Below are 24361 nucleotides of genomic sequence, written 5' to 3'. Positions count from 1 at the left end.
GGGCATGACGGGGCTCGTGCTCGTCGGCGCGAGCGGGCTCGCCCGCGAGGCGTCCGCCGTCGCGGTGCTCCTCCGGCACGAGGGTCCGCTGTCGATCGTCGACGACGACCCCGCCCGGTGGGGGACGCTCCACGGCCTCACCCCGGTGCTGGGCGCGGTCGACCTGCTCACCGAGTCCGTCGACCACGACGTCGTGCTCGCGCTCGGCAAGGGGCGCCACCGCCGACGGGTCGCGACCAGGCTCGAGCTCGTCGGCTTCGACCCCGACCGCTACACCTCGATCGTCCACCCGCGCGTGGTGCTGCCCGGCAGCTGCCACGTCGACGCGGGCGCGATCGTCCTCGACGGCGTGGTCCTCACCGCCGACGTCGAGGTCGGGCGCCACGTGGTGCTGATGCCGCAGGTCACGCTCACCCACGGCTGCACCGTCCACGACTTCGCGACCCTGTGCGCCGGGGTCACCCTCGGCGGCGACGTCGAGGTCGGCGAGGCGGCCTACATCGGCATGAACGCCTCCGTGCGCGAAGGCGTACGCATCGGCGCCGGAGCCACCCTCGGGATGGGCTCCGTGCTCCTCGAAGACCTGCCCCCCGGGGAGACCTGGGTGGGCGTTCCTGCTCGACCCATCAGGATCGGAGTCCACACATGACCGCCGCAGCACCCGTCCCGTTCGTCGACCTCGCCTCGCAGCACGCCGAGATCGCCGCGGAGGTCCAGGACGGCCTCGCGTCCGTCTTCTCCGCCACCGCCTTCGTCGACGGCCCCGCGGTCGCCGACTTCGAGCGGGCGTACGCCGAGTTCGTCGGGGTCGAGCACTGCGTCGGCGTCGGCAACGGCACCGACGCCCTCGAGCTCGCGCTCCGCGCCGCCGGCGTGCGCGCGGGCGGCGAGGTCATCGTGCCGGCCAACACGTTCATCGCCACCGCGGAGGCGGCCTCGCGCATCGGCGCGGTGCCCGTCCCGGTCGACGTCGACGACGACCGCCTGCTCATCCGGCCCGACCTCGTCGAGGCCGCGCTGACCGAGCGGACCCAGGCCGTCGCCGCCGTCCACCTGTTCGGCCAGCTCGCCCCCATGGCGCGGCTCGCCGAGGTCTGCGACTCCGCCGGCGTCGCGCTCGTCGAGGACGCCGCCCAGTCGCAGGGCGCACGGACCGGCGGCCGCGGCTCGGGCTCGCTCGCCACGATCGGCGCGACGAGCTTCTACCCCGGCAAGAACCTGGGCGCGGCAGGCGACGCGGGCGCCGTCACCACCGACGACGCCGACCTCGCCGCCGAGGTCCGCAAGCTGCGCGCCCACGGCTCCTCGGTGCGCTACGTCCACGACGTCATCGGGATGAACTCCCGCCTCGACACCATCCAGGCGGTCTACCTTCGCGCCAAGCTCGACCGGCTCGAGAAGTGGAACGAGCTGCGGGTGCGGGCCGCCGCCCGCTACGACAGCCTGCTGGCCGACGTGCCCGGCGTGCGCAGGCCGCTGCTCGGCGCGGAGGGGGAGCACGTCTGGCACCTCTACGTCGTCCGGGTGGCCGAGCGCGACCGCGTGCTCGCCGAGCTCAACGCCGCCGGCGTCGGCGCCGGGATCCACTACCCCTACCCGGTGCACCTCACCGGGGCGTACGCCGGACTCGGCCTCGGACCGGGCACCGCGCCGGTGGCGGAGGCGGCGGCGGGCGAGATCCTGTCCCTCCCGATGCACCCGCACCTGACCGAGGCGATGCAGGACCGCGTCGTCGAGGTCCTGGCCGGCGCCGTCACGGGCGGCGCGCGATGACCGCGCTCCTCGTCGCCAACGACGGCGGCCACCTCATGCAGCTGCACACCCTGCGCCCCCGCCTCGGCGTCGAGGACGTGGTGTGGGCGACCGTGCGCACGCCCCAGTCGGAGTCGATGCTCGCGGGGGAGCGGGTCCACTGGATGGCGCCGTGCCCGCCACGCGACATGGGCGCGGTCGCGCGCAACGCCGTCGCCGCGCGCCGGATCTTCCGTGAGCACGACATCACGCTCGCGGTGAGCACCGGCGCCGCGCTGGCGCTCGCCGTGCTCCCGCAGGCCCGCCTGCGTGGCATCGAGACCGTCTACATCGAGAGCGCGACCCGCTACGACGCGCCGTCGCTGTCGGGCCGCGCGCTGGCGATGGTGCCCGGCATCACGACGTTCAGCCAGTCCAGCGCGCTCACCAAGGGGCACTGGCAGTACCTCGCCTCCCCGTGGGAGCTGTACGACACCGCACCCGTCCGGCAGCAGCCGATCCGGCGGATGGTGGTGAGCCTCGGCACCCAGGAGGGCTACGGCTTCCGCCGGCTGCTCGAGCGGCTGGTGCCCCTGGTGCCGGAGGGCACCGAGGTGCTGTGGCAGACCGGCGGCACCGACACGACCGGGCTCGGGATCGACGCTCGCGAGCGGGTGCCGGCCGAGGAGATGGCCGCGGCGATACGCGCAGCGGACGTCGTCGTCGCCCACGCCGGCACCGGCATCGCCCTCATGGCGCTCGAGAACGGCAAGCTGCCGGTCCTCGTCCCGCGCCGGGCGATGCACGGGGAGCACGTGGACGACCACCAGCTGACGATCGCCCTCGAGCTGTCGCTGCGCGACCTGTGCATCTCGCGCGACGCCGACAGCCTCAAGGCCCGCGACCTGGAGGCCGCCGCGAGCCGGGTCGTGACCAAGGTGACCGACCCGCCGCCCCTGCACATCAGCGGGGTGGTGCGGATCCCGCGCCAGCGCGCTGCGCAGCCGGCGGGTGTCTGAGCCACCGAAATGTGGGGATATCGGCCGCCGTCGTGCAGCAATCCGACCGGGCGGGCCGAGGATCGTGTCGGCGGCGCATGCCGTCCGGGAGAGGTGTGTGATCACATGGGCAGGTCGATGTTGGGGACGACGCGCAGCTGGGGCGTGCGGGGCGCGGCCCTGTTGCTCCTCGCCGCACTGAACGCGATGGTCGGTCCGACGCTGCTCGGCGGTCCGAGCCCGGCCAACGCCGCCGACCCCTGCGGGGCCGGTGGCAACAAGATCGCGTGCGAGAACGACAAGCTCGGAACCGATCCCGACATCTGGGAGATCGATGGCGCCGGCGACCCCGAGATCCAGGGCTTCGCCACCGACATCTCGGTGAACGTCGGCCAGCGCATCGACTTCAAGATCGACACCGAGGCGTCCTCCTACACGATCGACATCTACCGGATGGGCTACTACCGCGGCCTCGGTGCCCGCAAGATCACCTCGGTCACCCCCAGCGCCCGGTTGCCACAGCGCCAGCCGGCCTGTATCACCGACGTGCAGACGGACCTCTACGACTGCGGGAACTGGGGCGTCTCGGCGTCCTGGAACGTGCCGTCGACCGCGGTGTCGGGCGTCTACATCGCCCACATCAAGCGTTCCACGGGCGACGGCAGCCACATCACGTTCATCGTGCGTGACGACTCGAGCACGTCAGCGATCCTCTTCCAGACCGCCGACCCGACGTGGCAGGCCTACAACACCTACGGCGGCGCCTACTTCTACGGCGGTGGCTCGCACGGGCGCGCCTACAAGGTGAGCTACAACCGACCGGTTCTCACCCGTGGGCGCGAGCACGGACGCGACTTCTTCATGTCCGCCGAGTACGCCATGGTCCGCTTCATGGAGCGCAACGGCTACGACGTGTCGTACTTCTCCGGGGTGGACACGGATCGCCGCGGAGCGCTGCTCAAGAACCACAAGGTGTTCCTCTCCGTCGGCCACGACGAGTACTGGAGCAAGGCCCAGCGCGCCAACATCGAGGCCGCCCGGGACGCCGGGGTCAACCTCCAGTTCCTGTCGGGCAACGACGGCTACTGGAAGACCCGCTACCAACCCTCGATCGACGGGTCCAGCACGTCCTACCGCACGCTCACGTCCTATAAGGAGACGTGGAGCAACGACAAGGTCGATCCCGACCCAGAGTGGACGGGCACCTGGCGCGACCCTCGCTTCGCTCCACAGAGCCGGGGCGCCGGCGTGCCGGAGAACGCCCTCATCGGCACTCAGTACCAGGTGAACTTCAGCGACCTGGCGATGACGGTCAGCGCGGCGGAGGGCAAGTACCGCCTCTGGCGCAACACGTCGATCGCCAACCTCTCCAGTGGCATGGCCACCCTTGCGCCCCACACCGTCGGCTACGAGTCGAACGAGGACGTCGACAACGGGTTCCGGCCGGCCGGCCTCGTGCGGCTGTCGACCACCACTGGCTCCGTCCCGGAGTACCTGACCGACTTCGGCAACACCGTCGTGCCGGGGACGACGCGCCACAACATGACGATGTACAAGGCGCCCAGCGGCGCGCTCGTCTTCAGCGCCGGGACCGTGCAGTGGTCCTGGGGCCTCGATGCCGTGCACGACTCGGCGTACGCCCAGGAGCCTGCTGACGTACGGATGCAACAGGCCCAGGTCAACCTCTTCGCCGACATGGGCGCACAGCCCACCACACTGATGTCCGGGCTCGCGTCGGCCAGCAAGTCGACCGACGTCACGGCGCCGACCGTGAGCATCAGCACCCCGGCTGCGGGCGCCACCACGCCCAACGGCCAGAACGTCACGATCACCGGCACGGCCTCGGACGTCGGCGGTCGCGTCGCCGGCGTCGAGGTCTCGACCGACGGTGGGAACTCCTGGAGCGCCGCGACCGGTACGACGTCGTGGACCTACACCTTCCGGCAGAAGGGCCTCGGCAGCTCGCAGGTCCGGGTCCGGGCGATGGACGACTCAGCCAACATCGGCACGGCGGCGACGCGCGCGTTCGACGCCCAGTGCCCGTGCAGCATCTTCGGGGGCGAGACCCCGAAGATCGCCGCGGCGAACGACCCCCACGCCGTCGAGCTCGGCGTGCGGTTCGTGCCGTTGACGGACGGCTTCGTGACCGGCGTGCGCTTCTTCAAGGGCACCGGCAACACCGGGACGCACGTCGGGTCGCTGTGGTCGAGCTCGGGTGAGCGCCTCGCACAGGCGACGTTCGGCACCGAGTCCGCGACCGGATGGCAGACCGTGACGTTCCAGACCCCCGTGGCGGTCGCGGCCGGAAAGTCCTACGTCGCCTCGTACACCGCGCCCAACGGGAACTACGCTCTCGAGAGCTGGGGCTTCGCCGCGCGACCCCGTGAGACCGCAGCACTGATGGTCGACGGCGGTTACGGCGCCCCCGCCGGCGGCGTCTTCGCCAACCCTGGCCAGTTCCCCGACCAGAGCCACCAGAACGCCAACTACTACGTCGACGTCACCTTCACGACGACCGACAGCTCAGCGCTCATCGCGCTCAACCAGTCGCCTGTGCCGGGCTCGTCGAGCGTGCCGTCCTCCACCAAGATCAGCGCGAAGTTCTCCAAGCCGCTCGCCGCGGGTACGGCGGGACTGACGCTGAAGGACGCCAACGGCGCCACGGTCGCCGGTACGACGGCGTACGACGCGGCGACCCGGACGGTCACGTTCACGCCAGATGCGCCCTTGGCCGGCTTCGTGAAGTTCACCGCCAAGGCCACCGGCACCGACACGTCCGGAAATCCCGTGACGACGGGCGACACCTGGTCGTTCACGACGGTCAAGCCTCCCAACCCGCCGGGGGTCTGCCCGTGCACGCTGTTCGACGACTCGCTGACCCCGACCCTGCTCGAGGACAGCGACCGCGACCCGGTGACCCTCGGCGTCCGCTTCACGCCAGACGTCAACGGTCAGGTCACCGGCGTTCGGTTCTACAAGGGCGCCAACAACACCGGCTCGCACACCGGCACCCTGTGGGCGGCCGATGGGACTGTGCTCGCGACCGGCACGTTCAGCGACGAGTCGACCTCCGGCTGGCAGACCCTGACCTTCGCGACACCCGTCCAGGTGCGCAAGGGCACGACCTACACCGCGTCCTACCGCACCACCGTCGGGCGGTACTCCGCAACGCCCAACGCCTTCGCGGCCGCCAACCTGTCGCGTTCGCCACTGTTGGTGACGTCCGCGGCGGGGGCCTACACCTACGGCACGGGCTTCCCTTCGGCCTCCTCGTCGACCAGCTACCTCGTCGACGTGGTGTTCGAGAAGGTGGCGCCGGCCATCGCGGTCACCGGCCAGGACCCGGCGCCGGGCGCGGTGCAGGTGGCGCGGGGCACCAAGGTCAAGGTGGGCTTCACCGCCGGGATCGCGCCGTCTGGGTGGACCATGACGGTCACGAGCAACGGCAGCACGCTGCCCGGCTCGGCGGCGCTCGACGCGACCGGGACCCAGCTCCTCTGGACCCCGGCCAGTCAGCTACCGGCGGACGCCGCCGTGGACGTGTCGCTCACCGGCGTCGTGTCCACCGATGGTGCCGCCCTGGCGCCGCAGACCTGGACGTTCCACACCCGCAGCGCGGACTCGCTGACCCAGCAGAGCCTGTTCGGTGACGAGGTGCCGGCCGTCGAGGCCGCGTCCGACGGAGCGCCGGTCGAGCTCGGGGTGGCCTGGACCCCGAGCCGCAACGGGACGGTCACTGCGATCCGCTTCTACAAGGGCACCGGCAACACCGGCACCCACACGGGGTCGCTCTGGTCGGCCGACGGCACGCGGTTGGCGCAAGCCACGTTCGTCGCCGAGACGGCGACAGGTTGGCAGACGGCCCAGCTGTCGACGCCGATCGAGGTGCAGGCGGGCACGTCCTACGTCGTGTCCTACTTCGCCCCTGCCGGCCACTACGCCTACACGCAGGACTTCTTCAACGGACCGTGGACCGCGGGCGACTTGACCGCGCCGGCGGCCAACAACGGGCGCTATCTCTACGCCGCAGGCGGCGGGTTCCCGTCGTTCTCGTGGGGCGCGGCCAACTACTTCGTGGACGTGGTCTTCGAGCGGGAGGCGGCGAGCATCGCGGTCGACTCCCGCACTCCTGTCGACGGGGCGACGGATGTCCCGGTGGCGGTGAAGCCGTCGATCACCCTCACGGCGCCGCTGGCCACCGGGTGGACCATGACCCTCTCCAGGGGCGGTGACGCGGTCTCCGGCCAGGCGGCCCTCTCGGGGGGTGGCTCGACGGTGACCTTCACGCCGGCCGCGGCGTTGGCGACGGACACCGTCTACACCGCCACCCTCTCGGGGGCCACCTCCACCGAAGGAGCGCCCCTCCCGACGCAGACGTGGACCTTCCGCACCGCGGCGCCCAACACGGCGTCGCTGCTCGAGGGGGAGGTGCCGGCGTCGGCGTCGATCAACGACCCTGATGCGGTCGAGCTCGGCATGGCGTTCGTACCGTCCCAGGACGGTACGGTGACGGGGATCCGCTTCTACAAGGGCACCGGCAACACCGGCACGCACACCGGCTCCGTGTGGGACGCCTCAGGCAATCGGCTCGGCCAGCTGACCTTCGCCAACGAGACAGCCACCGGCTGGCAGTCGGCGTCGTTCACCACGCCAGTGACGGTGACCGCAGGCCAGACGTACGTCGTGTCGTACCTCGCGCCCAACGGTCGCTATTCCGCGACGCCGCAGTACTTCGCGGCACCACGCACCGTCGGACCGCTGACCGCACCTGCGAACACCAACGGCCGCTTCCGCTACGGGGCGTCGGGCGGCTTCCCGAACGAGTCGTGGAACGCGACCAACTACTTCGTGGACGTGGTGTTCCGGGCGTCCCAGTGACGTCCGGAGCGACCGGAACCGGCCTGACCAGGGGGTAGGCGTGACAGTGGGAGAGACAGCCGCAGCCGGCACCGACGTGCCGGCCGCCGGCCAGGAAGACCTGCGCCGTGACATCGGACGCGGCGTGATGTGGGCCGCGGCCAGCAACATCGTCATGCGCGTCGGCGGCATCCTGGTGACCGCGGTGGTTGCCCGGATCCTCTCGCCTGAGGAGTTCGGCGTCTTCGCGGTGGCGCTCGCGGTCTTCGTCGTGGTCACCAGCCTGGCCGAGCTCGGCATGGCGTCCGCAGTCGCGCGCTCGGCCATGGAACCGGAGGAGATCGCCGGCACCGTGACGTCGATCTCGATCCTCGTCAGCTTGGGCCTCGCCGCCGCCATGGCCCTGTTCGCAGGACCGCTGGCTGTGGCGCTCGGAATGCCGGCCGCAGAGGACCCGATCCGGGTGATGTCGCTGTGCCTGGCCCTCACCGGAGCCTTCGCCGTGCCCGGCGCCCAACTGGTGCGCGACTTCCGGCAGGACCGCATCCTCGTCGGCACGATCGCGGGATTCGTGCCGGCCAACGCGGTGCTCGTCGCTCTTGCTCTCGCCGGCCAGGGCGCGACGGCCTTCGCCTGGTCCCGCGTGGTCGGTCAGATCGTCACCGGCCTCGCGTTCGTCTACTTCGTCGAGCGCCGCTACCGGCCCGAGTGGCGTCGCGAGCTCGTCGGGCCGCTGCTCCGCTTCGGGCTGCCGCTGGCGCTGGCCAACCTCATCAACTGGACACTGCTCAATGCCGACTACCTGGTGATCGGGCGGCTCCTCACCGCGGAGCAGGTCGGCGTCTACATGATCGCCTTCAACGTGGCCAACTGGACGACCGCTGTTCTCGGGTCGGTCCTCAACGGTGTCGTGCTGCCCGCTTTCGGACGGGTCGCCGACGACACGGCCAAGATGGTCGAATCCCTCGTCTCCGCCACCCGCCTGGTGGCGCTCGTATCCTTCCCCGTCGCCTGCTGCACGGCCGTCCTCGCGCCGAGCCTGGTCCGCACCCTCTTCGGCGACACGTGGTCCGGCGCGGCGCCGGTCCTCACGGTGCTGGCGGTGTACGGAGCGTGCTTCGCTTTCACCCTCCTCCACGTCAACGTGCTCGTCGCGATCGGCGCGACCGGACCGCTGCTGGTCGTGCAGGTCGCTTGGATCGCGGCGCTCGTCCCCGCGATGGTCTGGGGCGTCGAGGTGGGGGGCCTCGTCGGTGCCGCGTGGGCGCACGTCGTGGTGGTGCTGCTCGTGTCCGTGCCGGGCTACTACTGGGCGATGCGCTCCCGGCTCGGGCCGCTCCCCTCCGCGATGGCACGGGTGCTGGCGCGCCCGGCCCTGGCCGCGCTGGCCGCGGGCGCGGCCGCCTGGATCGGAGACCGCTGGATCGACGACCCGCGTCTCGGGTTGCTCACCGGCGGCGCCTCCGCCGTTGTCGTCTACCTCGTCCTGGCCCGATCGATGATCGAGCAGGACCTGCCCGAGGCCGCCGCCCTGCTGCGCCGCCTGCCCGGTCGGCGTGTGCGCCAGGGGGTCCTCCGGTGAGCGCCGGTCGACCGCTGCGGGTCGGGATCGTGCTCGAGGGCCTGGCCCTCGGCGGGTGCCCGCTCAACGCCATCGACCTCGCCCGGACTCTGCGCGGCCGTGGGCACCACGTGGTGCTGGCCGCGGTGGACGAGCAGCCGCTGGTCTCGGTCGAGCCGCGCGCCGTCGCAGCGGGCTTCGAGGTCGTACGCATCCCCGCCGGGGCGGGGCTGTCCAGACGTGCCTGGCACCTCCGGCGCCTGGCACGGGAGCACCGGCTCGACGTGCTTCACGTCTTCGCCGCGTGGCTGGGACGAAGCGCCGTGCTCGCCTGCGGGCTCGGTCCGACCAGGCCGGTGGTGCTGAACTGGCTGATGGACAACGAGTTCACCACCACCGGTCGCACGCCGCTCGTCGTCGGGACCGGAGACCTCCAGCGCGAGGCGGCCGCGGTGCACGGCCCCCGCTCGTACCTCCTGGAGCCGCCCGTCGACGTCCTGCACGACCGCCCCGACCCGGACGCTGCAGCTGCGTTCCGCGCCGAGCACCACATCGCAGAGGACGAGCTGCTGCTCGTGGTGGTGGGTCGGCTGGACGAGCTGACGCCCGAGCAGCTGCGCAACCACGGCGTGGCCAAGATGCCCGGTGTCATGCTGGCGATGGACGCCCTCCTGGCCGGCGCGGCGCCCCGGGCGCGACTCGTGCTGGTCGGCGACGGCAGCGGGATGCCGCGAGTGCGAGCGCGCGCCGACGAGGTCAATCGCAGGCTGGGTCGTGAAGCCGTGGTGCTCACCGGAGCGCTCGCCGACCCGAGGCCGGCGTACGCCGCCGCAGATGTCGCTCTTGCGATGGGTGGTTCCGCGCTGCGCGTCCTGGCCCACGGGCGGCCGCTCGTCGTGCTGGGAGACAACGGCTTCAGCCTGGCGTTCGAGCCGTCGACGGTGGACCGGTTCCTCGACGGTGGCTACTACGGCACCGTGGCGCCGGCAGACCCGGTCGAGCACCTGTGGGCCCAGCTGCGTCCACTGCTGGATCCGACGACTCGCGACGAGCGGGGCCGATCGGGTCGCGACGTCGTGGTGGCCCGCTACGGCCTCGACGCCACTGCCGACCGCCTCGAGCAGATCTATGCCGAGACGCTCGACCAGGGTGACGCGTGGTGGGAGCACCTCGTCGACGTCGGTTACGTCGCCGGTCGGGACATCGCGGGTCGGCTCGCCCGCCGGTTGACCGCCGTACGCCCGGTTGCGGGGGTGGGCGGGTGAGCCGCGTGCTGCTGGTCAGCCACGAGGCGTCCCGCACCGGAGCACCCCGGATCGCCGTGATGGTGGGACACGCGCTGGTCGAGCAGGGCCACGACGTCCGCATCGTCTCGCAGCGTCCGGGACCGCTGGTGGAGGACTTCGCGGCCGTCGCGCCGACGCGCGTGCCGCCGATGTGGCGTGTGCTGCGGCGACTGTGGTCCGAGCCGGGGCCGGTGCGATCTTCCCTCGCAAAGCTGGTGGAGCTGGCGACCGCGCTCGCGGTCGTCGCCGTCCACCGCCCCGACATCGTCTACGTCAACTCGACCTCGTCCGCCGCGTACGTCCGCGCAGCCGCGGCCCTGCGTCGCCCGGCGGTCCTGCACGTGCACGAGTCTGGGCGGGTCCTCCGGGGCTTCCTCGACAGGGTCGGGTTCCACGGTCTGCCGCGCGGACGCGTCCGTCTCGTCGCCTGCTCACCCAGTGTCGTCGACGCCCTGGTCGCACTCGGTGCGCCCCGCGGCGACATCGAGCTCCTCTTGTCGATCCCGGACGCCCGGCGCGTACTGGCGGCTGCCACTCGTTCCACACCGTCCGACATGCCGCGTCCCGTGGTCGTCGGGTGCGTCGGGGCGGTCGAGTACCGCAAGGGCGTCGATCTCTGGGTGGGCGCGGCCCGGCGGCTGCTCGCGGAGCATGACACCGAGGAGCTGCGATTCGTCTGGGTCGGTGGTGGTGTGCCTCCGGACGGGTTGCCGGAGGGCGTCGAGTTCGCCGGGCACAGTGCGAATCCGTCGACGGCGATGGCCGGGTTCGACATCATGACGCTGCCCTCGCGCGATGACCCGTTCCCGCTCGTCGTGATGGAAGCGATGCTCTTGGGGAAGCCCGTCGTCGCCTTCGACGTGGGCGGCGTCCGGCGCCAGCTCGGCGACACCGGCGTCCTGGTGCCCGCGGGGGACATCGACGCCTTCGCCCGTGAGATCGACGCACTCGCAGGCGACCCGGACAGGCGCGCGCGCCTCGGCGGCCTCGCCGCGGAACGCGCGCGCGCCCAGTTCTCGGTCGAGCAGTTCGAGGCCGACCTCGCCGAGGTCATCGCGCGGGTCTGACCGCAGCGGCGCGGGAGCCCTCAGCTCCCGGCGATGTCGGTCGTGACCCTCGTGTCGGTAGGCGAGCCGTCCGGAGCCGGATCGCCCGACTGATCGGCCGGGGGCGGGGACGCGACTCGGTCGCCGGACTCTGGCAACAACCGCTCGGCCGCAACGTCCTCGCTGCGTCGCACGGCCAGTCGGCGCATCGCGCCGGCCGCGCCGAGCACCAGGAAGACGCATCCGGAGCTCTGCGGGAAGGCGAACGTGTCGAAGAAGGCCAGGCACGTGGCCCCGGCGAGGATCGAGGCCATGAGGGCGCGCGAAAGCTCGTGGTCCTCCTCGGGCACGTCGCGGCCAGCGCGATGGGCGGCCACGAGCCCGGACCCGAGGACGAGGAGGAGGCCGACCAGTCCCAGGATCCCGCCCTCGATGAGCAGGCCGAGGTATCCGTTGTCCAGGATCCAGTAGCGCGGCAGGAACGTGCCGAAGCCGCGACCGACCCACGGGCTGTCGGCGATGAACGCGCCGGCGATGTCGTAGCTGCCTGTGCGGGAGGCGACGCTGGGGTCCTCGTCCGCGTTGGAGAACAGGCCGAGGATCGCACCGAGGAGGCCGGGCACGGTGACGTAGAGCACCGCGGACACCATGGCCGCGAAACCCAGCGCCTGTAGCCGTTGCCGGTTGGTCCAGCTGATCGCCAGGACGACCAGCGCCACAGCGGCGCAGAGGTAGGCCGAGCGCGAGACCGAGAGGTAGATCGACAGGATCATCGGCACGAGCAGCAGGCGGTAGACCCACCGGCGGTGGGTGCCGCTCCCGGCGAGGGCGATCACGAGCGGCAAGGCCATGGACAGCACCACGCCGTACTCGATCGCGCTGGCCGACGTGCCGCTCGGGCGGACGAAGCCGGACCGGGCGCCCAGCTCGGTCACCACCCCGGGGGAGAGCCCCGGGATCGACAGCCGGTCGATCCAGATGTCCTTCGTGACGTACTGCACGAAGCCGAGCACGGCGACCGCCCCGGCGGCGAGCGCCAGCCGTCGCAGCAACGTGTGCAACCGGTCCCACGAGGTGATCCCGTCGTTGGCCACGAGCAGGATCCCTGCCATCCCCAGCAGCCGGAGGACGCCGTTGTCGGCGACGCTGATCTCATCGCCCGGGATGGGGCCGGCCATCGCGTGGGCATAGACCACCAGCATCACGAGCAGCCACCCGAGCATCGCGGCGCGCACTGGCTGCACGCCCGCGCCCAGCGGCTCGGTGCGGCGCACGTGGAACCACACCCACCAGAAGAACGCCGCCACCCCCAGGAGGTTCGACGGGCTGCCGGCGCTGCCCAGCGCGGGAACGACCATCGAGGACGGGATCCCCCACAGGAGCACCACGTAGAGCGTCAGCAGGGTCGTGGCGTCGGCCCCCCGAGCGGGGGAGCCGTCCATGACCGTCATCGGTTCCTGCCGGCAGTCCTCGACCTCGGCTTGCCCGAGGGGGCGGTACGGAAGCGGTGACCGTTGCGGAACGGGTCGGGGCCGACCTGGCGAAGCCACTTGGAACGCGCCGGGCTGACCGCCATGTCGGAGTCGACCGGGATCCGGTACGCGTACACCGGCTGGTCCTCCGGCTGGTCCTCCGGCTGGTCCTCCGGCTGGTCCTCCGGCTCGAGATCGGGTTCTGGCTCCGGCCCCTCCAGCGCGCGGGCGGCCGCCTCGGCCTCGCGACGCGCCGCGTTCTCGGCGCGGCTGCGCGCCCGCGAGACGAGCAGGGAGTCGATCAGCGCGAGGAGAAGGAGACCCAGTCCAGCCGTCGCAGCCAGAGCGAGCATGCCCGCGCGGATCTGCCCCTTGCGCACGATCGCCGGCTGCGCGTCCTGGGTCAGCTTGCGCGCGGTGACCATGCCCTCACTCGCCAGCCCGAGCCCGTCCTGCAAATCGAGCAGGATCGCAGGCACGCGCGACATGAGATCGTCGAGCCCCGCCGCGGTCATCGCGGACGAACCGCCCTCGACGGTGAAGAGGATGATCGGCGCGCTGTTGGTGAAGTCGGGCGTCGCCTCGTACTCCATGCCCGGGAAGTCCTCGCCCCACTCCTCCTGAACGGTGCGTGACTTGAGCGTGCGGATCACGACGTCACGCGCCTGGTTGACGCCGGCGAGCTCGAGGTAGGGGTTGCCCGCGGTGGCGGCCTTCCCCTCGACCTTGATCGAGCTCGCGGGCGGGAAGACGAGGGCGGAGCCCTCCGCCTCGTAGGTCGGGCCCACGTCGCGCACGACGTACGCGGTCGCTCCGACCGTCAGGGCCAGCACCACCATCGTGAGGTACCAGCGTCGGCGCAACGTGCGCCAGAAGACCTTCAGCTCCACGCTGCCCCCTTGCACTCGCGCGTTCAGCTGATCGGATCGTTGCACGCGAGCCGGCTCGCGAGCCCGGCCTCGACACCCCTTCCCACAATTGGGGTATGTGGTCCGCAGGCCCCCCGCGGGGCCGGCATCGCTTCCTACTGTGGAGCCATGGTTGACGGACCCAGGGGGGTGGACGTCGCCCCGATCAGGGACGAGGACGTCCAGATCGTCGGTGACTTCTTGCACCGCCACCTCAACAGCCGCCTCAGCGGCGAGCAGTGGGCGCGTTCGGCGATGCCGACGTGGCGCACCGACGCGCCCAATCACGGCTTCCTGCTGCGGCACGGCGAGGACGTGGTGGGCGTGTACCTCGCCTTCTACTCCGAGCGGGTGGTCGATGGCGTGGCGCGCAAGGTGTGCAACCTCGCCGCGTGGTGCGTGCTGGAGGAGCACCGCGCCCACGGCGTACGCCTGGCGCGGGCGATGCTGCGCCAGAAGGGCTACGACTTCGTCGACCTCTCGCCGAGCGGCAACGTGGTCGAGCTCAACAGCCGCCTCGGCTTCGAGTTCCTCGACACCAGCACAGCCCTGGTGCCCAACGTCCCTCTGCCGTCGCGCCGCGGCGTACGGGTCCTGACACACCCGACGGACATCGAAGGGGCGTTGTCCGCCGACGAGCTCGCCATCTACCGCGACCACCGCCGCGCCCGCGCCGCCTGGCACTTCGTGGTCCAGGTCGGCGACGAGTCGTGCTACGTCGTCGCACGGCGGGACCGGCGCAAGCGGATGCCCGTCTTCGCGACCCTGCTCCACGTGTCGGACCCGGCCGTCCTCGCCCGCGCGGGCCACGCGCCCTACCGTCACCTCCTCGTCCGGCACCGCACGCTGGTGACGCTCGCCGAGCATCGTGTCGCGGGTCGACCGCCCAGGATCTCGCGCCCGCAGCGCGCTCCGCGGCGCCGCATGTTCCGCAGCCTGCACACGCCGGCGACGGACATCGACTACCTCTACAGCGAGCTGACGTGCGTCCCGTGGTGACGACGCCCGTGGGGACCGGCACCCGGACCCGGCTGCACCACCTGGTCGAGCAGCAGGCGGTCGCGCGCGGCGGCCGTATGGCGCTCACGCACGGCAGCACCTCGCTGACCTACCACGAGCTCTGGGAGCGGGTCGCCGCCTTCGGTGCGGTGCTGGCCGGTCTCGGACTGGAGCGCGGCGAGCGGGTCGCGGTGTTCCTCGACAAGCGTCCCGAGACGGTCGCGGCGGTCTTCGGAACCTCGGTCGCCGACGGTGTCTTCGTCCCGGTGAACCCGGTCCTCAAGGGCCCTCAGGTGTCCTACATCCTGAGCGACTGCCAGGTGCGGGTGCTGGTCACCAGCCGACAGCGCTGGGAGGCCGTGCGTGAGGACGCCAAGGCGTGCGCGTCGCTCGCCCATGTCGTACTGGTCGACGGCGTCCCCGACGCAGCGGGGGCCGCCGACCAACCGTCGGTGCACCCCCTCTCGTCGCTCCTGACCTCCGTCGAGCCCCTCCCACCGCGGGGCTCGACGGTCGACCTCGACGTGGCAGCGATCCTCTACACCTCGGGGAGCACCGGGCGACCGAAGGGCGTCGTGCTCAGCCACCGCAACATGGTCGTCGGCGCCGAGAGCGTCAGCACCTACCTCGCCAACACCGAGGACGACGTGATCCTCTCCGCGCTGCCGCTGAGCTTCGACGCCGGCCTGAGTCAGCTCACGACCGCGTTCGCCGTGGGCGCCCACGTCGTGCTGCTCAACTACCTGCTGCCGCGCGACGTGCCCAGGCTGTGCGCCAAGCACGGCGTCACCGGGCTGACGTGCGTCCCGCCACTGTGGCTGCAGATCGCCGCGGTGGAGTGGCCGCCGGAGGCGACCGCTTCGATGCGATATCTCGCCAACACCGGAGGGCGGATGCCGCGTGCGACCCTCGATCGGCTCCGGGAGATCTTCCCCGACGCCGAGCCCTACCTCATGTACGGCCTCACGGAGGCGTTCCGCTCCACCTATCTCGAGCCCGCGCAGGTGGATGCCCGTCCGGACTCCATCGGCAAGGCCATCCCCAACGCGGAGATCCTGGTGGTGCGCCCGGACGGCACACCCTGCGACCCGGGTGAGGAGGGCGAGCTGGTGCACCGTGGTCCGCTCGTCGCGCTGGGCTACTGGGGCAACGCGGAGAAGACCGCCGAGCGCTTCAAGCCGGTGCCGGGGCCGTCGTCGGAGTGGCGCGCCCCCGAGCTGGCTGTCTGGTCGGGTGACCGGGTGGTCGCCGACGATGAGGGCTTCCTCTATTTCGTCGGTCGCACGGACGACATGATCAAGACCAGCGGCTACCGGGCGAGCCCGACGGAGATCGAGGAGGTCGTCTACGACACCGGCCTGGTCACCGACGCGGTCGCGCTCGGCCTGCCGGACCCGGCCCTGGGGCACCGGGTCGTGCTCGTCGTCAGCCCCTATGGCGACGACGTGGACGTCGACGAGCTGCTGGCGATCCTGCGACGCACGTTGCCGCTCTACCTCGTGCCCGCCGAGGTGGTGGTGCGCACAGAGCTGCCGCGCGGGCCCAACGGGAAGTTCGACCGGGTGCTGCTGCGTGAGCAGCTGACAGCAGGAGCAGGGGAGCAGGCATGAGGACCGAGGACCACCTGGGGATGTTCGGGCGCGAGGGGAGCGAGCTGGTCGTCGCCGGCATCCCGCTCGGCCGGTTGGCTGCACGCGTCGGCTCGACACCCTTCTTCGCCTACGACCGCGCGGCGATCACCGCACGTGTCGACGAGGTTCGCGCGGCCCTGCCCGACGGTGTGGCGCTCGGCTACGCCGTGAAGGCCAACCCGATGCCTGCCGTGGCGCAGCACCTCTCGGGTCTGGTCGACACCCTCGACGTCGCCTCGTCCGGAGAGCTGGCGGTGGCGCTCGACACCGGTCACGACCCGGCGCACGTCAGCTTCGCCGGCCCCGGCAAGACCGACGAGGAGCTGCGTCGGGCCGTCGCCGCGGGCGTGATCGTCGAGGTCGAGTCACGCACCGAGCTCCAGCGGCTGGTGCGCACGGGCAAGGAGCTGGCGCTCCTGCCGCGTGCCGCCGTGCGGGTGAACCCACCCTTCGCGGTGAAGGGCTCGGGCATGCGCATGGGCGGCGGACCTCAGCAGTTCGGTGTGGATGCTGAGCTGGTGCCGTCCCTCCTCGGTGAGGTCTCCTCCTCGGATGTCGACGTCCTTGGCTTCCACGTCTTCGCCGGCTCGCAGAACCTCCGTGCCGACATCCTCGTCGAGGCCCAGGCGCGCACCGTCGACCTCGTGCTCGACCTGGCCACGCACCTCCCGCAGGAGGCCCGCTACGTCAACCTCGGGGGCGGCTTCGGCATCCCCTACTTCGAGAAGGACGAGCGGCTGGACCTGACCCACGTCGGCGAGCGGCTGGCCGATCTCCTCGACGAGCGGCTCACACCCGCGCTGCCCGACGCCACCGTGTCGTTGGAGCTGGGCCGCTACTTGGTCGGCGAGGCCGGGGTCTACGTGACCAGGGTGGTCGACGTCAAGGAGTCCCGCGGCCAGGCGTACGCCGTCGTGGACGGCGGGATGCACCACCAGCTGGCCGCGTCGGGGAACTTCGGCCAGGTCATCCGTCGCAACTACCCGATGGCACTGGGCAACCGCCTCGGCGACACAGGTACGGCCCCGGTGACGGTGGTCGGATGCCTCTGCACCCCGCTCGATCTCCTCGGCGACGACGTCGAGCTGCCCCGCCCCGACGTGGGCGACCTCGTCGTCCTGTTCCAGGCGGGCGCCTACGGCCTCACCGCCAGCCCCACTGCCTTCCTCGGCCACGACGCACCCGCCGAGGTGCTTCTGTGAGCGCCGAGACGACCGACCCAACCCGCTCGACCCAGCCATCCGATCCAAGGGGACCCGCCATGACCGTGACCGCCGACTCCACCGACACGACCCTCGCCGGTGTCGTCGAGGTGCTCACCCGAGCTCTCGGCATCGAGGACCGTGCGGGCGGGATGACGCGCGACACCGGCCTCTTCGGGGAGCTCCCCGAGCTCGACTCGCTGGGCGTCGTCGAGCTCGCGGCCGCTCTCGAGGACCAGTTCGACATCGAGATCGACGACGAGGACTTCACCGGAGAGGTCTTCGAGACCGTCGGGAGTCTCGCGGACTTCGTGGCCTCCAAGACGGCCTGAGGCACCACCATGACGTCGGGGGACCTCATCGGCGCGTCGCTGCGCTGGTGGTACGTCGTCCTTGTCGGTGCCGTCCTGAGTCTCGGCGGCGTCTACGTCGCGACGCACCAGCCGACCGTGTACTGGACGCAGTTCAACGTCCTCCTCATCGGACCGAAGGATCCCGAGTTCCCCAACTACCTCGAGGATCCTCGCTTCACTCTCTACCCCGTCGTCGGTGTGGTGGTCAGCGACCTCAACGGCGGCAAGCCGGGCATGGACACGGCGTCGACCGACACCAACATGGTCGGTCAGGGCATCGATGACGGCGTCCAGGTGCGGGTGCCCAACCTGGGCACCCAGTGGCGCCGCGACCTGTCGTCGAGCCACCTCGACGTGCAGGTGGCTGCCGCCGACCCGGACGAGGTCGAGCGGCGTGCTGACGCAACCGTCGACGCCATCGCCGCGTCACTCGAGGAGCGGCAGGACGAGCTCAGGATCGTGCCCGGCATGCGGGTGACCTCGATCCCCGCGACCAAGGACCCCACCATCTATCAGGTGGGGGGAAGCCGGATGCGCGCCGCGGGCGCGTCCGGCATGAGCGGTGCCGCCCTCACGTTCATCCTGGTGGCCTGGTTGGACCGCCGTCGGGCGCGTCGCGCCTCAGCGCACGCCTGACCCGACACGCAGCGGCATCGCCTGGGGGCGACCCCACTCGCGGGGGAGCTCCTCCGCCGACGGCCCGGCCAGCAGCCAGACCTCGTCCCACTGCACACCGGCAAGCCACGGCCGGCCGTCGTCGAGGAGCGGCCATGCGGAGACCAGGTCGTCCAGGGTGAGGCCGGTGACCAGCACGTGGTCGCGGGGGCCCAGCGGCGCGATCGTGGGCGCGAGTCCCGCGACGTCCGTCGCCGTCATGACGACGGGCCGGCCACGGCGCTCCAGCACGGTCGTGCCAAGGACGGCCCGTGCGAAAGAGCCTGCCCGGTCGACGTTGACGAGATGGAGCGGATCGGCCTCGGAGTAGCCGACGACGTCGACCTCGTGGGCGATGTCGGCGATGACCACCCGCAGGTCCACCGCCCGGTGGACGCGCGCGGCCGCCGCGGACTGCTTGAGCCACGTGCGGCGCCAGCGCTGCGAGCGAATCACGGGGAGATCGCGCCAGTCCCGTCGTCCGGTCACCGTGCCACACGTGGTGCGGACAGGCAGCTCGGCGGGAAAGAGGTCTCCCACGTGATGGTGGGCGTCGTCGAGGCGCGCCAGGTTGACCGTCAGGCTGTTGTGGGTGATCGCGGTGTCCACCGCACCGGCGCGCATGCCTGCGGCGCGCATGCGCAGTGCGTACTCGACGGCGTACGCGTGCCAGGCGAGGAGCGGGTCCTCGCTGAGCGGGTGGGCGAGCAGTGTCTCGCGACGCGCCATGAACAGGACCTCGTCGAGCGTCTGGACCTCGACCGGGTCGGGAGCAGGTGAGCCGATGAGGATCACCCGGTCGCGCAGACGTCCGACGAGAGCCCCCGACTCCGTCATGCCGCAGGAGCCGAGCACGCCCCACGACGGGTCGTCGAGCGCGGATGCGGCTGCCTCCAGCCGGGTCAGGTCGTGGAGGTAGACGTCCTGGTGGGCGAAGACCACCACGTCGTGCTCGGCCTGCTGGGCGGCGTGGTTGAGGGCGGCGCCCGCGGAGGCGAACTGGCCCGTGGTGTTGTCGACGGGGATGTACTGCACATCCACCCCAGCGGCCGCCGCAACGATCGAGCGGTCGAGGCAGTGCCGGCGCACCTCGACGTCGTTGTAGACGCACGCGATCGTGAGACCCACGCTGTTCCCCTCAGTCACCCCAGGCCAGGTCCCCTCGACCGGGCCGTCCCAGTCCACCAGCCGGGCGCGAGCTCGGTGCCCACCCGTCCCTGAGATCCCCCAAATGTGGGAATGGCTCGTCAGCGCCAGCGCTTCGCGGTCCCGACGAGGGCGCCGCGGGCGTGGGCGGCGACCGACGGCGGACGCAGCAGCTCCTGCTCCACCCACGCGGCTGTGTCCCCGCTGTGGATGCTGTAGCGCGGCTGGAGCCACCGGCCCTCTCGGGCGCGGCGCCGGTCGCTGGTGTGCACGGATCGGTAGTCGAGGGTGCGCAGGCGATCCACGACGCGGCGGTCGTAGCGTCCGAGCGGCAGTGCGGCGTCGTGCACAGGGGCTCCGATCACGGCGGCGATCGCCTCGCGTGCCGCGACGTACTCGCGATCCTGGTCGAGTCGGCCGAGTCCGCGCCACGGGCAGTGGGTCATGCCATGGTTGCCGATTGTCATGCCGGCTGCGTGGAGCTGTCGCACCTGGTCGCTCGTCAGGCTGCCCGGCTGGTCGAGGCGCCCGGCGACGACGAAGAACGATGCCGTCAGGCCACGAGCGAGGAGCTCGGGGAGCGCGATGGTCGCGTCGGACGCGTTGGCGTCGTCGAAGCTCAGCCGCACGTCGGGCCGGTCGCGCACGAGGTCGAGGATCTCGGCGAACGTCGTCCGGTCGATCCAGTAGGTCTCCTCTCCGGGCTCGAGCTCGCGACCGGGTTCTCCGATGCCGTGGAAGCAGAGGTTGACCAGTGAGGTCGGGCCGTCGTGCAGGGTGCTGCGTGCCTCACGCAGGCCCGCCTTGGCGGCTGCGTACCCGTCCTTTCCGAGAAGACGGAGCCCGGCGCGTCGAGCAGTTGCCCGCCCGCCGTCGCGCAGCCGTCGTGCGGACGACGTCACCGTGCGGTCGACCAGGAGCTCGCGCGCCGTCGGCTCGCGCGCCTCGAGCGGCACGGCGAACCTCGAGCGGTGAGCGCTGGGAGCAACGAGCCGACCCCGCACGCGGTTGCTGACGTTGCCCGTGTGCACCACCTGGAGCCAGGAGGGTGGGCCGTCGAGCTCGATCGTCGGCATCACGCGCGGCAGCTCGTTGTGGTACTCCGACCAGCTCGTCACAGGGTCGTGCCACGACTCCCGCACGGAGCAGAACGCGTTGTGGCGGTCGCGCAGGACGAACAGGCCGTCGTCCGCCAGCACGAGTCCGCGGGTGGCATAGAGGGCCGCCCGCCCCGGCGCGGCGCCCTTCGCCGCGGCTGCGATCCGGGCGCAGAAGTCGACGGCGAGGCCGTCGTCGTTGTCGAGGTTGGTGGTCAGCAGGATGTCGCTGCTGCGCGGCACGAGCGCAGCGATGTCCTCGCGCAGCTCGGGGACGCCCACGACCTCGCGGAGCACCGGGTGCAGCAGCCCTTGCTCGGCGTACGGCGCGATGCGGTCCAGCAGCCACTGGGGGCTCGCGGGGTCGAGGTAGACGATCCACGTGACGTCTGCGTCCTGCTGGCCAGCCACGGACGGGGCGCAGTAGCGTTCGAAGAGGTCGATGCGCTCGCGCAACCAGCCCTCGCGAGCTCGGACGAGCCCCTCGAGCCCTCCCGTGGGCAGGTTGAAGCGCGTCAGGAGGACGTGGTCGATGCCGGACACCCCCCGAGCATCGCAGCCCGTCGCCTGCACGCGCGCACCCAATCCGGGGGATGTACGGGCTCCGCCGCAAGCGGGCGCGGCGGCCGGTGAGAGCCTGCCGGTGTGGAGGAGCGGGAAGGGATGCGACGCGTCGCCGTGGTCGTGGTGACCTACAACAGCGAGACCCTCGTCGACGACCTGGTCGCCTCGTTGGACGCCGGCATGTCGGGCCTCCAGTGGGAGCTCGTCGTCGCCGACAACGCCTCCACCGACGGGACCGTCGAGCGCGTCCGCGCGTTGGTCCCGGGCGCGACGATCGTCGAGATCGGCGCCAACCGCGGCTACTCCGCCGGTATCAACGCCGGCGTGCGGGTCGCCGCCCCCCACGACGCCGTGCTGGTCCTCAATCCGGACGTACGTCTGCAACAAGGGTGTGTCGCGACGCTGGCCGCAGCGCTCGACGACCCCCGGGTGGGGGTTGCGGTGCCCAGGCTCCTTGACGCGGAGGGACAGCCGATCTGGTCGCTGCGCCGTGAGCCCACCCTGCTGCGCGCTCTCGGCGAGGCGGTCCTGGGGGCGACCCGGGCCGGCCGCCGGGCGCACCTCGGCGAAGTCGTCACCGATCCCGGCTTCTACGACACGCCGACGGACACCGACTGGGCCGAAGGGTCGACCCAGCTCATCGACGCCGCCTGCTGGGCCGACGTGGGGGAGTGGGACGACTCGTGGTTCCTCTACTCCGAGGAGACCGACTACGGTCTGCGCGTGCGCGACGTCGGGTGGCGCACGCGCTACGTCCCGGAGGCGTGCGCTGTCCACCTCGAAGGTCCGTCAGGGACTGCACCCGGGCTGCGCGCCCTGTTGCTGTGCAACCGCGTGCGACTGGTCGCCCGCCACCGGGGCCGCCCGGCCGCCGCGGCCTACTGGGCGCTCACCGTGGCGCGCGAGGGCAGCCGCGTCGCCCTGGGCCGGGCCGGGACGACGGTCGCCCTCCGGGCGCTGGTCTCGCCGCGGCTCATGCGCGCCGAGCGTGGACCGGAGTGGCTGGCGGCCGCGACGCGCGTCGCCTGAGTGGCGACGCTCAGCACCCGACTCTCCCTGTTTGGGTAAATTCCGAGGCCATCACGCGTGGCGAGGATGGCGGAGTTGGCCCTCGTCGAGGCGCGGGCGCACGATGCCGGGAGCACTGCGCGCCATCGCTGTCGAACGCCCCCGGCCCGCAGCCCTGGTCTCCAGCCCTCCCGAGGTGATCCCCCCGTGCCCCAGTTCCTGCGTACCTCCCCACCCGCCGCTTCGCTCGACCGCGCCGCCGCGACACACACGTGGCGCGGTCGCCTGTCCCTCGCGGGCGTCGGCCTGCTTGCTGCAAGCGCTGCCATCGCCGGCGTCGTGGCTCCCTCGCAGGCGGGTCCCGAGCGCATCGCAGACCCAGCGCCTCGCGCCGCGGCCGGCTCGGGGCTCTTCGCCAACGGTGCGCCGTCCGGCAAGGTCCGAGTCCGCACGGGTGGGTCGCGCGAGGTGGGCATGCGCTTCAGCCCGAAGGTCCGTGGCACGGTCACGGGCATGCGGGTGTGGAAGCCCCGCGCAGCTCGGTCGACGACGCCGCGGACCGGGTCGCTGTGGACGGCTCGAGGTCGCCAGCTCCGCACCGCGACGTTCTCCCGGTCCAGCCGCAAGGGCTGGGTGTCGGTCCGGTTCGCCGAGCCGGTGACCGTCCGCCCCGGCAAGACCTACGTCGTGTCCGCATTCGCCGCCTCGGGCACTCATGCCGTCACACGTAGTGGCCTCTCGAAGACCCGTGCGACCGACGCGCTCACGGCCTCGGCGGGCAAGAACGGTGTCTATCGGTCCAAGCGCGGCGCCGGCTTCCCCAACCGCGCGTCCGGCACGAAGGACAACTACTGGGTGGACGTCCGCTTCGTCCCGGCGCGGACGACGACCACGACGCCCCCCACGACGCAGGCCGGACCGTGCGTCGGTGAGGCCAACACACCCGGCGGTGCCGACCCGTGGGGCGGCTGCTGGCCGGGCCCGCACAACACGGGCTACCCACACGGGTTGCCCGGTGACTCCCGCACCCCCGTCACCCTCACGCCGTACAACGGCCCGATGACGATCCGAACGTGTGGTGTCGTCATCGATTCCAAGCAGGTCAACGGCACGCTGCTCATCGAGGCCGGCAACGGCACGACCTCGCCCTCGACCCCGTGCGTGACGATCCGCAACTCCTTGGTCAGGGGTGTCATCTTCGCCGAGAAGTCGAGCTATGGCCCCACAGTCATCGAGGACACGGAGGTGGCGCCGACGGACCTGCCCTTCTGGGAGAACATCGGCCGCTCGAACTTCTACGCCACCCGCGTGAACTCCCACGGTGGGCAGGGCGTGATCAAGTGCGAGTCCAACTGCGTCGCCCGCGACAGCTGGGTGCACGGCATGGAGCTCGGAGGCGCTTACCACTACAACGCCTTCGGCGGGAACGGCACCGACCACTTCACGATCGACCACAACTACGGCAGCTGTGGCGACTGGGCGGCGGTCTCCGACCCGGTCGACGACGCGGGCTGCTCGGCGGTCATCGGCTTCTACGGCGACTACGCGCCGGTCCAGGACATCACGATCACGCGCAACTTCCTCGCTTCGGCATTCGCTGACTCAGGACAGTCGATCCACCGGCAGGCGGCGTACTGCCTCAACCCGGGCTACTACCCAGGCAAGCCCTACCCGGACACGGCCCGCATCGTCGTCACCGACAACGTGTTCGCGCGCGGGAGCACGCGCAAGTGCGGCGTCTACGGACCGAGCAACAGCCTCCACGGCCGTGGGGCAGTCAACGACAATGTCTGGGACAGGAACCGCTTCGTCGACGGCGCGCCGATCTCGCGGCCCACGGAGTAGCAC

The 24361-nt window shown here is 71.6% G+C and carries 18 protein-coding genes; 14 read left to right on the top strand and 4 right to left on the bottom strand.

What is annotated here, in order from left to right:
* Positions 1-4 precede the first annotated feature (4 nt).
* The 7 genes from F4692_RS03210 to F4692_RS03180 all read left to right on the top strand — a co-directional run bounded on the left by F4692_RS03210 (position 5) and on the right by F4692_RS03180 (position 11500).
* Positions 5-649, top strand: a complete 645-nt coding sequence (locus tag F4692_RS03210) for a NeuD/PglB/VioB family sugar acetyltransferase (protein ID WP_179618172.1) — start codon at positions 5-7, stop codon at positions 647-649.
* Positions 646-1773, top strand: coding sequence for a DegT/DnrJ/EryC1/StrS family aminotransferase (locus F4692_RS03205; protein WP_179618171.1), 1128 nt, complete (start codon positions 646-648; stop codon positions 1771-1773). Before F4692_RS03210 ends, F4692_RS03205 begins: the two co-directional genes overlap by 4 nt.
* On the top strand, positions 1770-2750 hold the full coding sequence (locus tag F4692_RS03200; RefSeq protein ID WP_179618170.1) for a glycosyltransferase: 981 nt from the start codon (positions 1770-1772) through the stop codon (positions 2748-2750). The genes F4692_RS03205 and F4692_RS03200 overlap by 4 nt, the downstream gene beginning before the upstream one ends.
* A 117-nt stretch (positions 2751-2867) precedes the next feature.
* On the top strand, positions 2868-7607 hold the full coding sequence (locus tag F4692_RS03195) for a DUF4082 domain-containing protein (RefSeq protein ID WP_257029468.1): 4740 nt from the start codon (positions 2868-2870) through the stop codon (positions 7605-7607).
* A 46-nt stretch (positions 7608-7653) separates the two neighbouring features.
* Entirely contained in the window at positions 7654-9168 is a 1515-nt protein-coding gene (locus F4692_RS03190; RefSeq protein ID WP_179618169.1) for a lipopolysaccharide biosynthesis protein, read from the top strand.
* Positions 9165-10412: a glycosyltransferase gene (locus F4692_RS03185; protein ID WP_179618168.1), complete on the top strand. Its 1248-nt coding sequence runs from the start codon at positions 9165-9167 to the stop codon at positions 10410-10412. The genes F4692_RS03190 and F4692_RS03185 overlap by 4 nt, the downstream gene beginning before the upstream one ends.
* Entirely contained in the window at positions 10409-11500 is a 1092-nt protein-coding gene (locus tag F4692_RS03180; RefSeq protein ID WP_179618167.1) for a glycosyltransferase, read from the top strand. The genes F4692_RS03185 and F4692_RS03180 overlap by 4 nt, the downstream gene beginning before the upstream one ends.
* Positions 11501-11520: 20 nt before the next feature.
* On the opposite strand, the gene F4692_RS03175 is transcribed toward F4692_RS03180, so the two are convergent.
* A complete protein-coding gene (locus F4692_RS03175) occupies positions 11521-12930 on the bottom strand; it encodes an O-antigen ligase family protein (RefSeq protein ID WP_179618166.1) in 1410 nt (469 codons plus the stop codon).
* Entirely contained in the window at positions 12927-13841 is a 915-nt protein-coding gene (locus F4692_RS03170) for a hypothetical protein (protein ID WP_179618165.1), read from the bottom strand. The genes F4692_RS03175 and F4692_RS03170 overlap by 4 nt, the downstream gene beginning before the upstream one ends.
* A gap of 147 nt (positions 13842-13988) precedes the next feature.
* Between F4692_RS03170 and F4692_RS03165 the strand changes: the two genes are divergently transcribed.
* Genes F4692_RS03165 through F4692_RS03145 form a run of 5 tightly spaced genes read left to right on the top strand, consistent with a single transcriptional unit; the run spans position 13989 to position 18680 of the window.
* Positions 13989-14858 carry a hypothetical protein gene (locus F4692_RS03165; RefSeq protein ID WP_218858136.1) on the top strand — a complete coding sequence of 290 codons (870 nt, stop codon included), beginning with the start codon at positions 13989-13991 and terminating at the stop codon, positions 14856-14858.
* Entirely contained in the window at positions 14852-16468 is a 1617-nt protein-coding gene (locus F4692_RS03160) for an acyl-CoA ligase (AMP-forming), exosortase A system-associated (protein ID WP_218858135.1), read from the top strand. Before F4692_RS03165 ends, F4692_RS03160 begins: the two co-directional genes overlap by 7 nt.
* Positions 16465-17691, top strand: coding sequence for a pyridoxal-dependent decarboxylase, exosortase A system-associated (locus F4692_RS03155; RefSeq protein ID WP_179618164.1), 1227 nt, complete (start codon positions 16465-16467; stop codon positions 17689-17691). Before F4692_RS03160 ends, F4692_RS03155 begins: the two co-directional genes overlap by 4 nt.
* Positions 17692-17750: 59 nt before the next feature.
* The gene (locus tag F4692_RS03150) at positions 17751-18023 is read left to right on the top strand and encodes an acyl carrier protein (protein WP_179618163.1); all 273 of its coding nucleotides are present in this window, start codon (positions 17751-17753) and stop codon (positions 18021-18023) included.
* Positions 18024-18032: 9 nt separating this feature from the next.
* Entirely contained in the window at positions 18033-18680 is a 648-nt protein-coding gene (locus tag F4692_RS03145) for a hypothetical protein (protein ID WP_179618162.1), read from the top strand.
* Here F4692_RS03145 and F4692_RS03140 read toward each other — a convergent pair.
* Together F4692_RS03140 and F4692_RS03135 are read right to left on the bottom strand one after the other, a co-directional pair.
* Positions 18666-19826: a glycosyltransferase gene (locus F4692_RS03140; protein ID WP_179618161.1), complete on the bottom strand. Its 1161-nt coding sequence runs from the start codon at positions 19824-19826 to the stop codon at positions 18666-18668. The two genes, F4692_RS03145 and F4692_RS03140, sit on opposite strands and share 15 nt — an antisense overlap.
* A 119-nt stretch (positions 19827-19945) precedes the next feature.
* Positions 19946-21484: a glycosyltransferase gene (locus F4692_RS03135; RefSeq protein ID WP_179618160.1), complete on the bottom strand. Its 1539-nt coding sequence runs from the start codon at positions 21482-21484 to the stop codon at positions 19946-19948.
* Between the two features lie 102 nt (positions 21485-21586).
* Here F4692_RS03135 and F4692_RS03130 point away from each other — a divergent pair, with 102 nt between their 5' ends.
* Entirely contained in the window at positions 21587-22534 is a 948-nt protein-coding gene (locus F4692_RS03130; protein ID WP_308645139.1) for a glycosyltransferase family 2 protein, read from the top strand.
* A gap of 186 nt (positions 22535-22720) precedes the next feature.
* The gene (locus F4692_RS03125) at positions 22721-24358 is read left to right on the top strand and encodes a DUF4082 domain-containing protein (protein WP_179618159.1); all 1638 of its coding nucleotides are present in this window, start codon (positions 22721-22723) and stop codon (positions 24356-24358) included.
* Positions 24359-24361 lie beyond the last annotated feature (3 nt).

It is taken from the genome of Nocardioides cavernae, from assembly GCF_013410035.1.
GTDB classification, from domain to species: Bacteria; Actinomycetota; Actinomycetes; order Propionibacteriales; family Nocardioidaceae; genus Nocardioides; species Nocardioides cavernae_A.
Note: the sequence above shows the minus strand (reverse complement) of the source record. Positions and strands in the feature narration are given on the sequence as shown.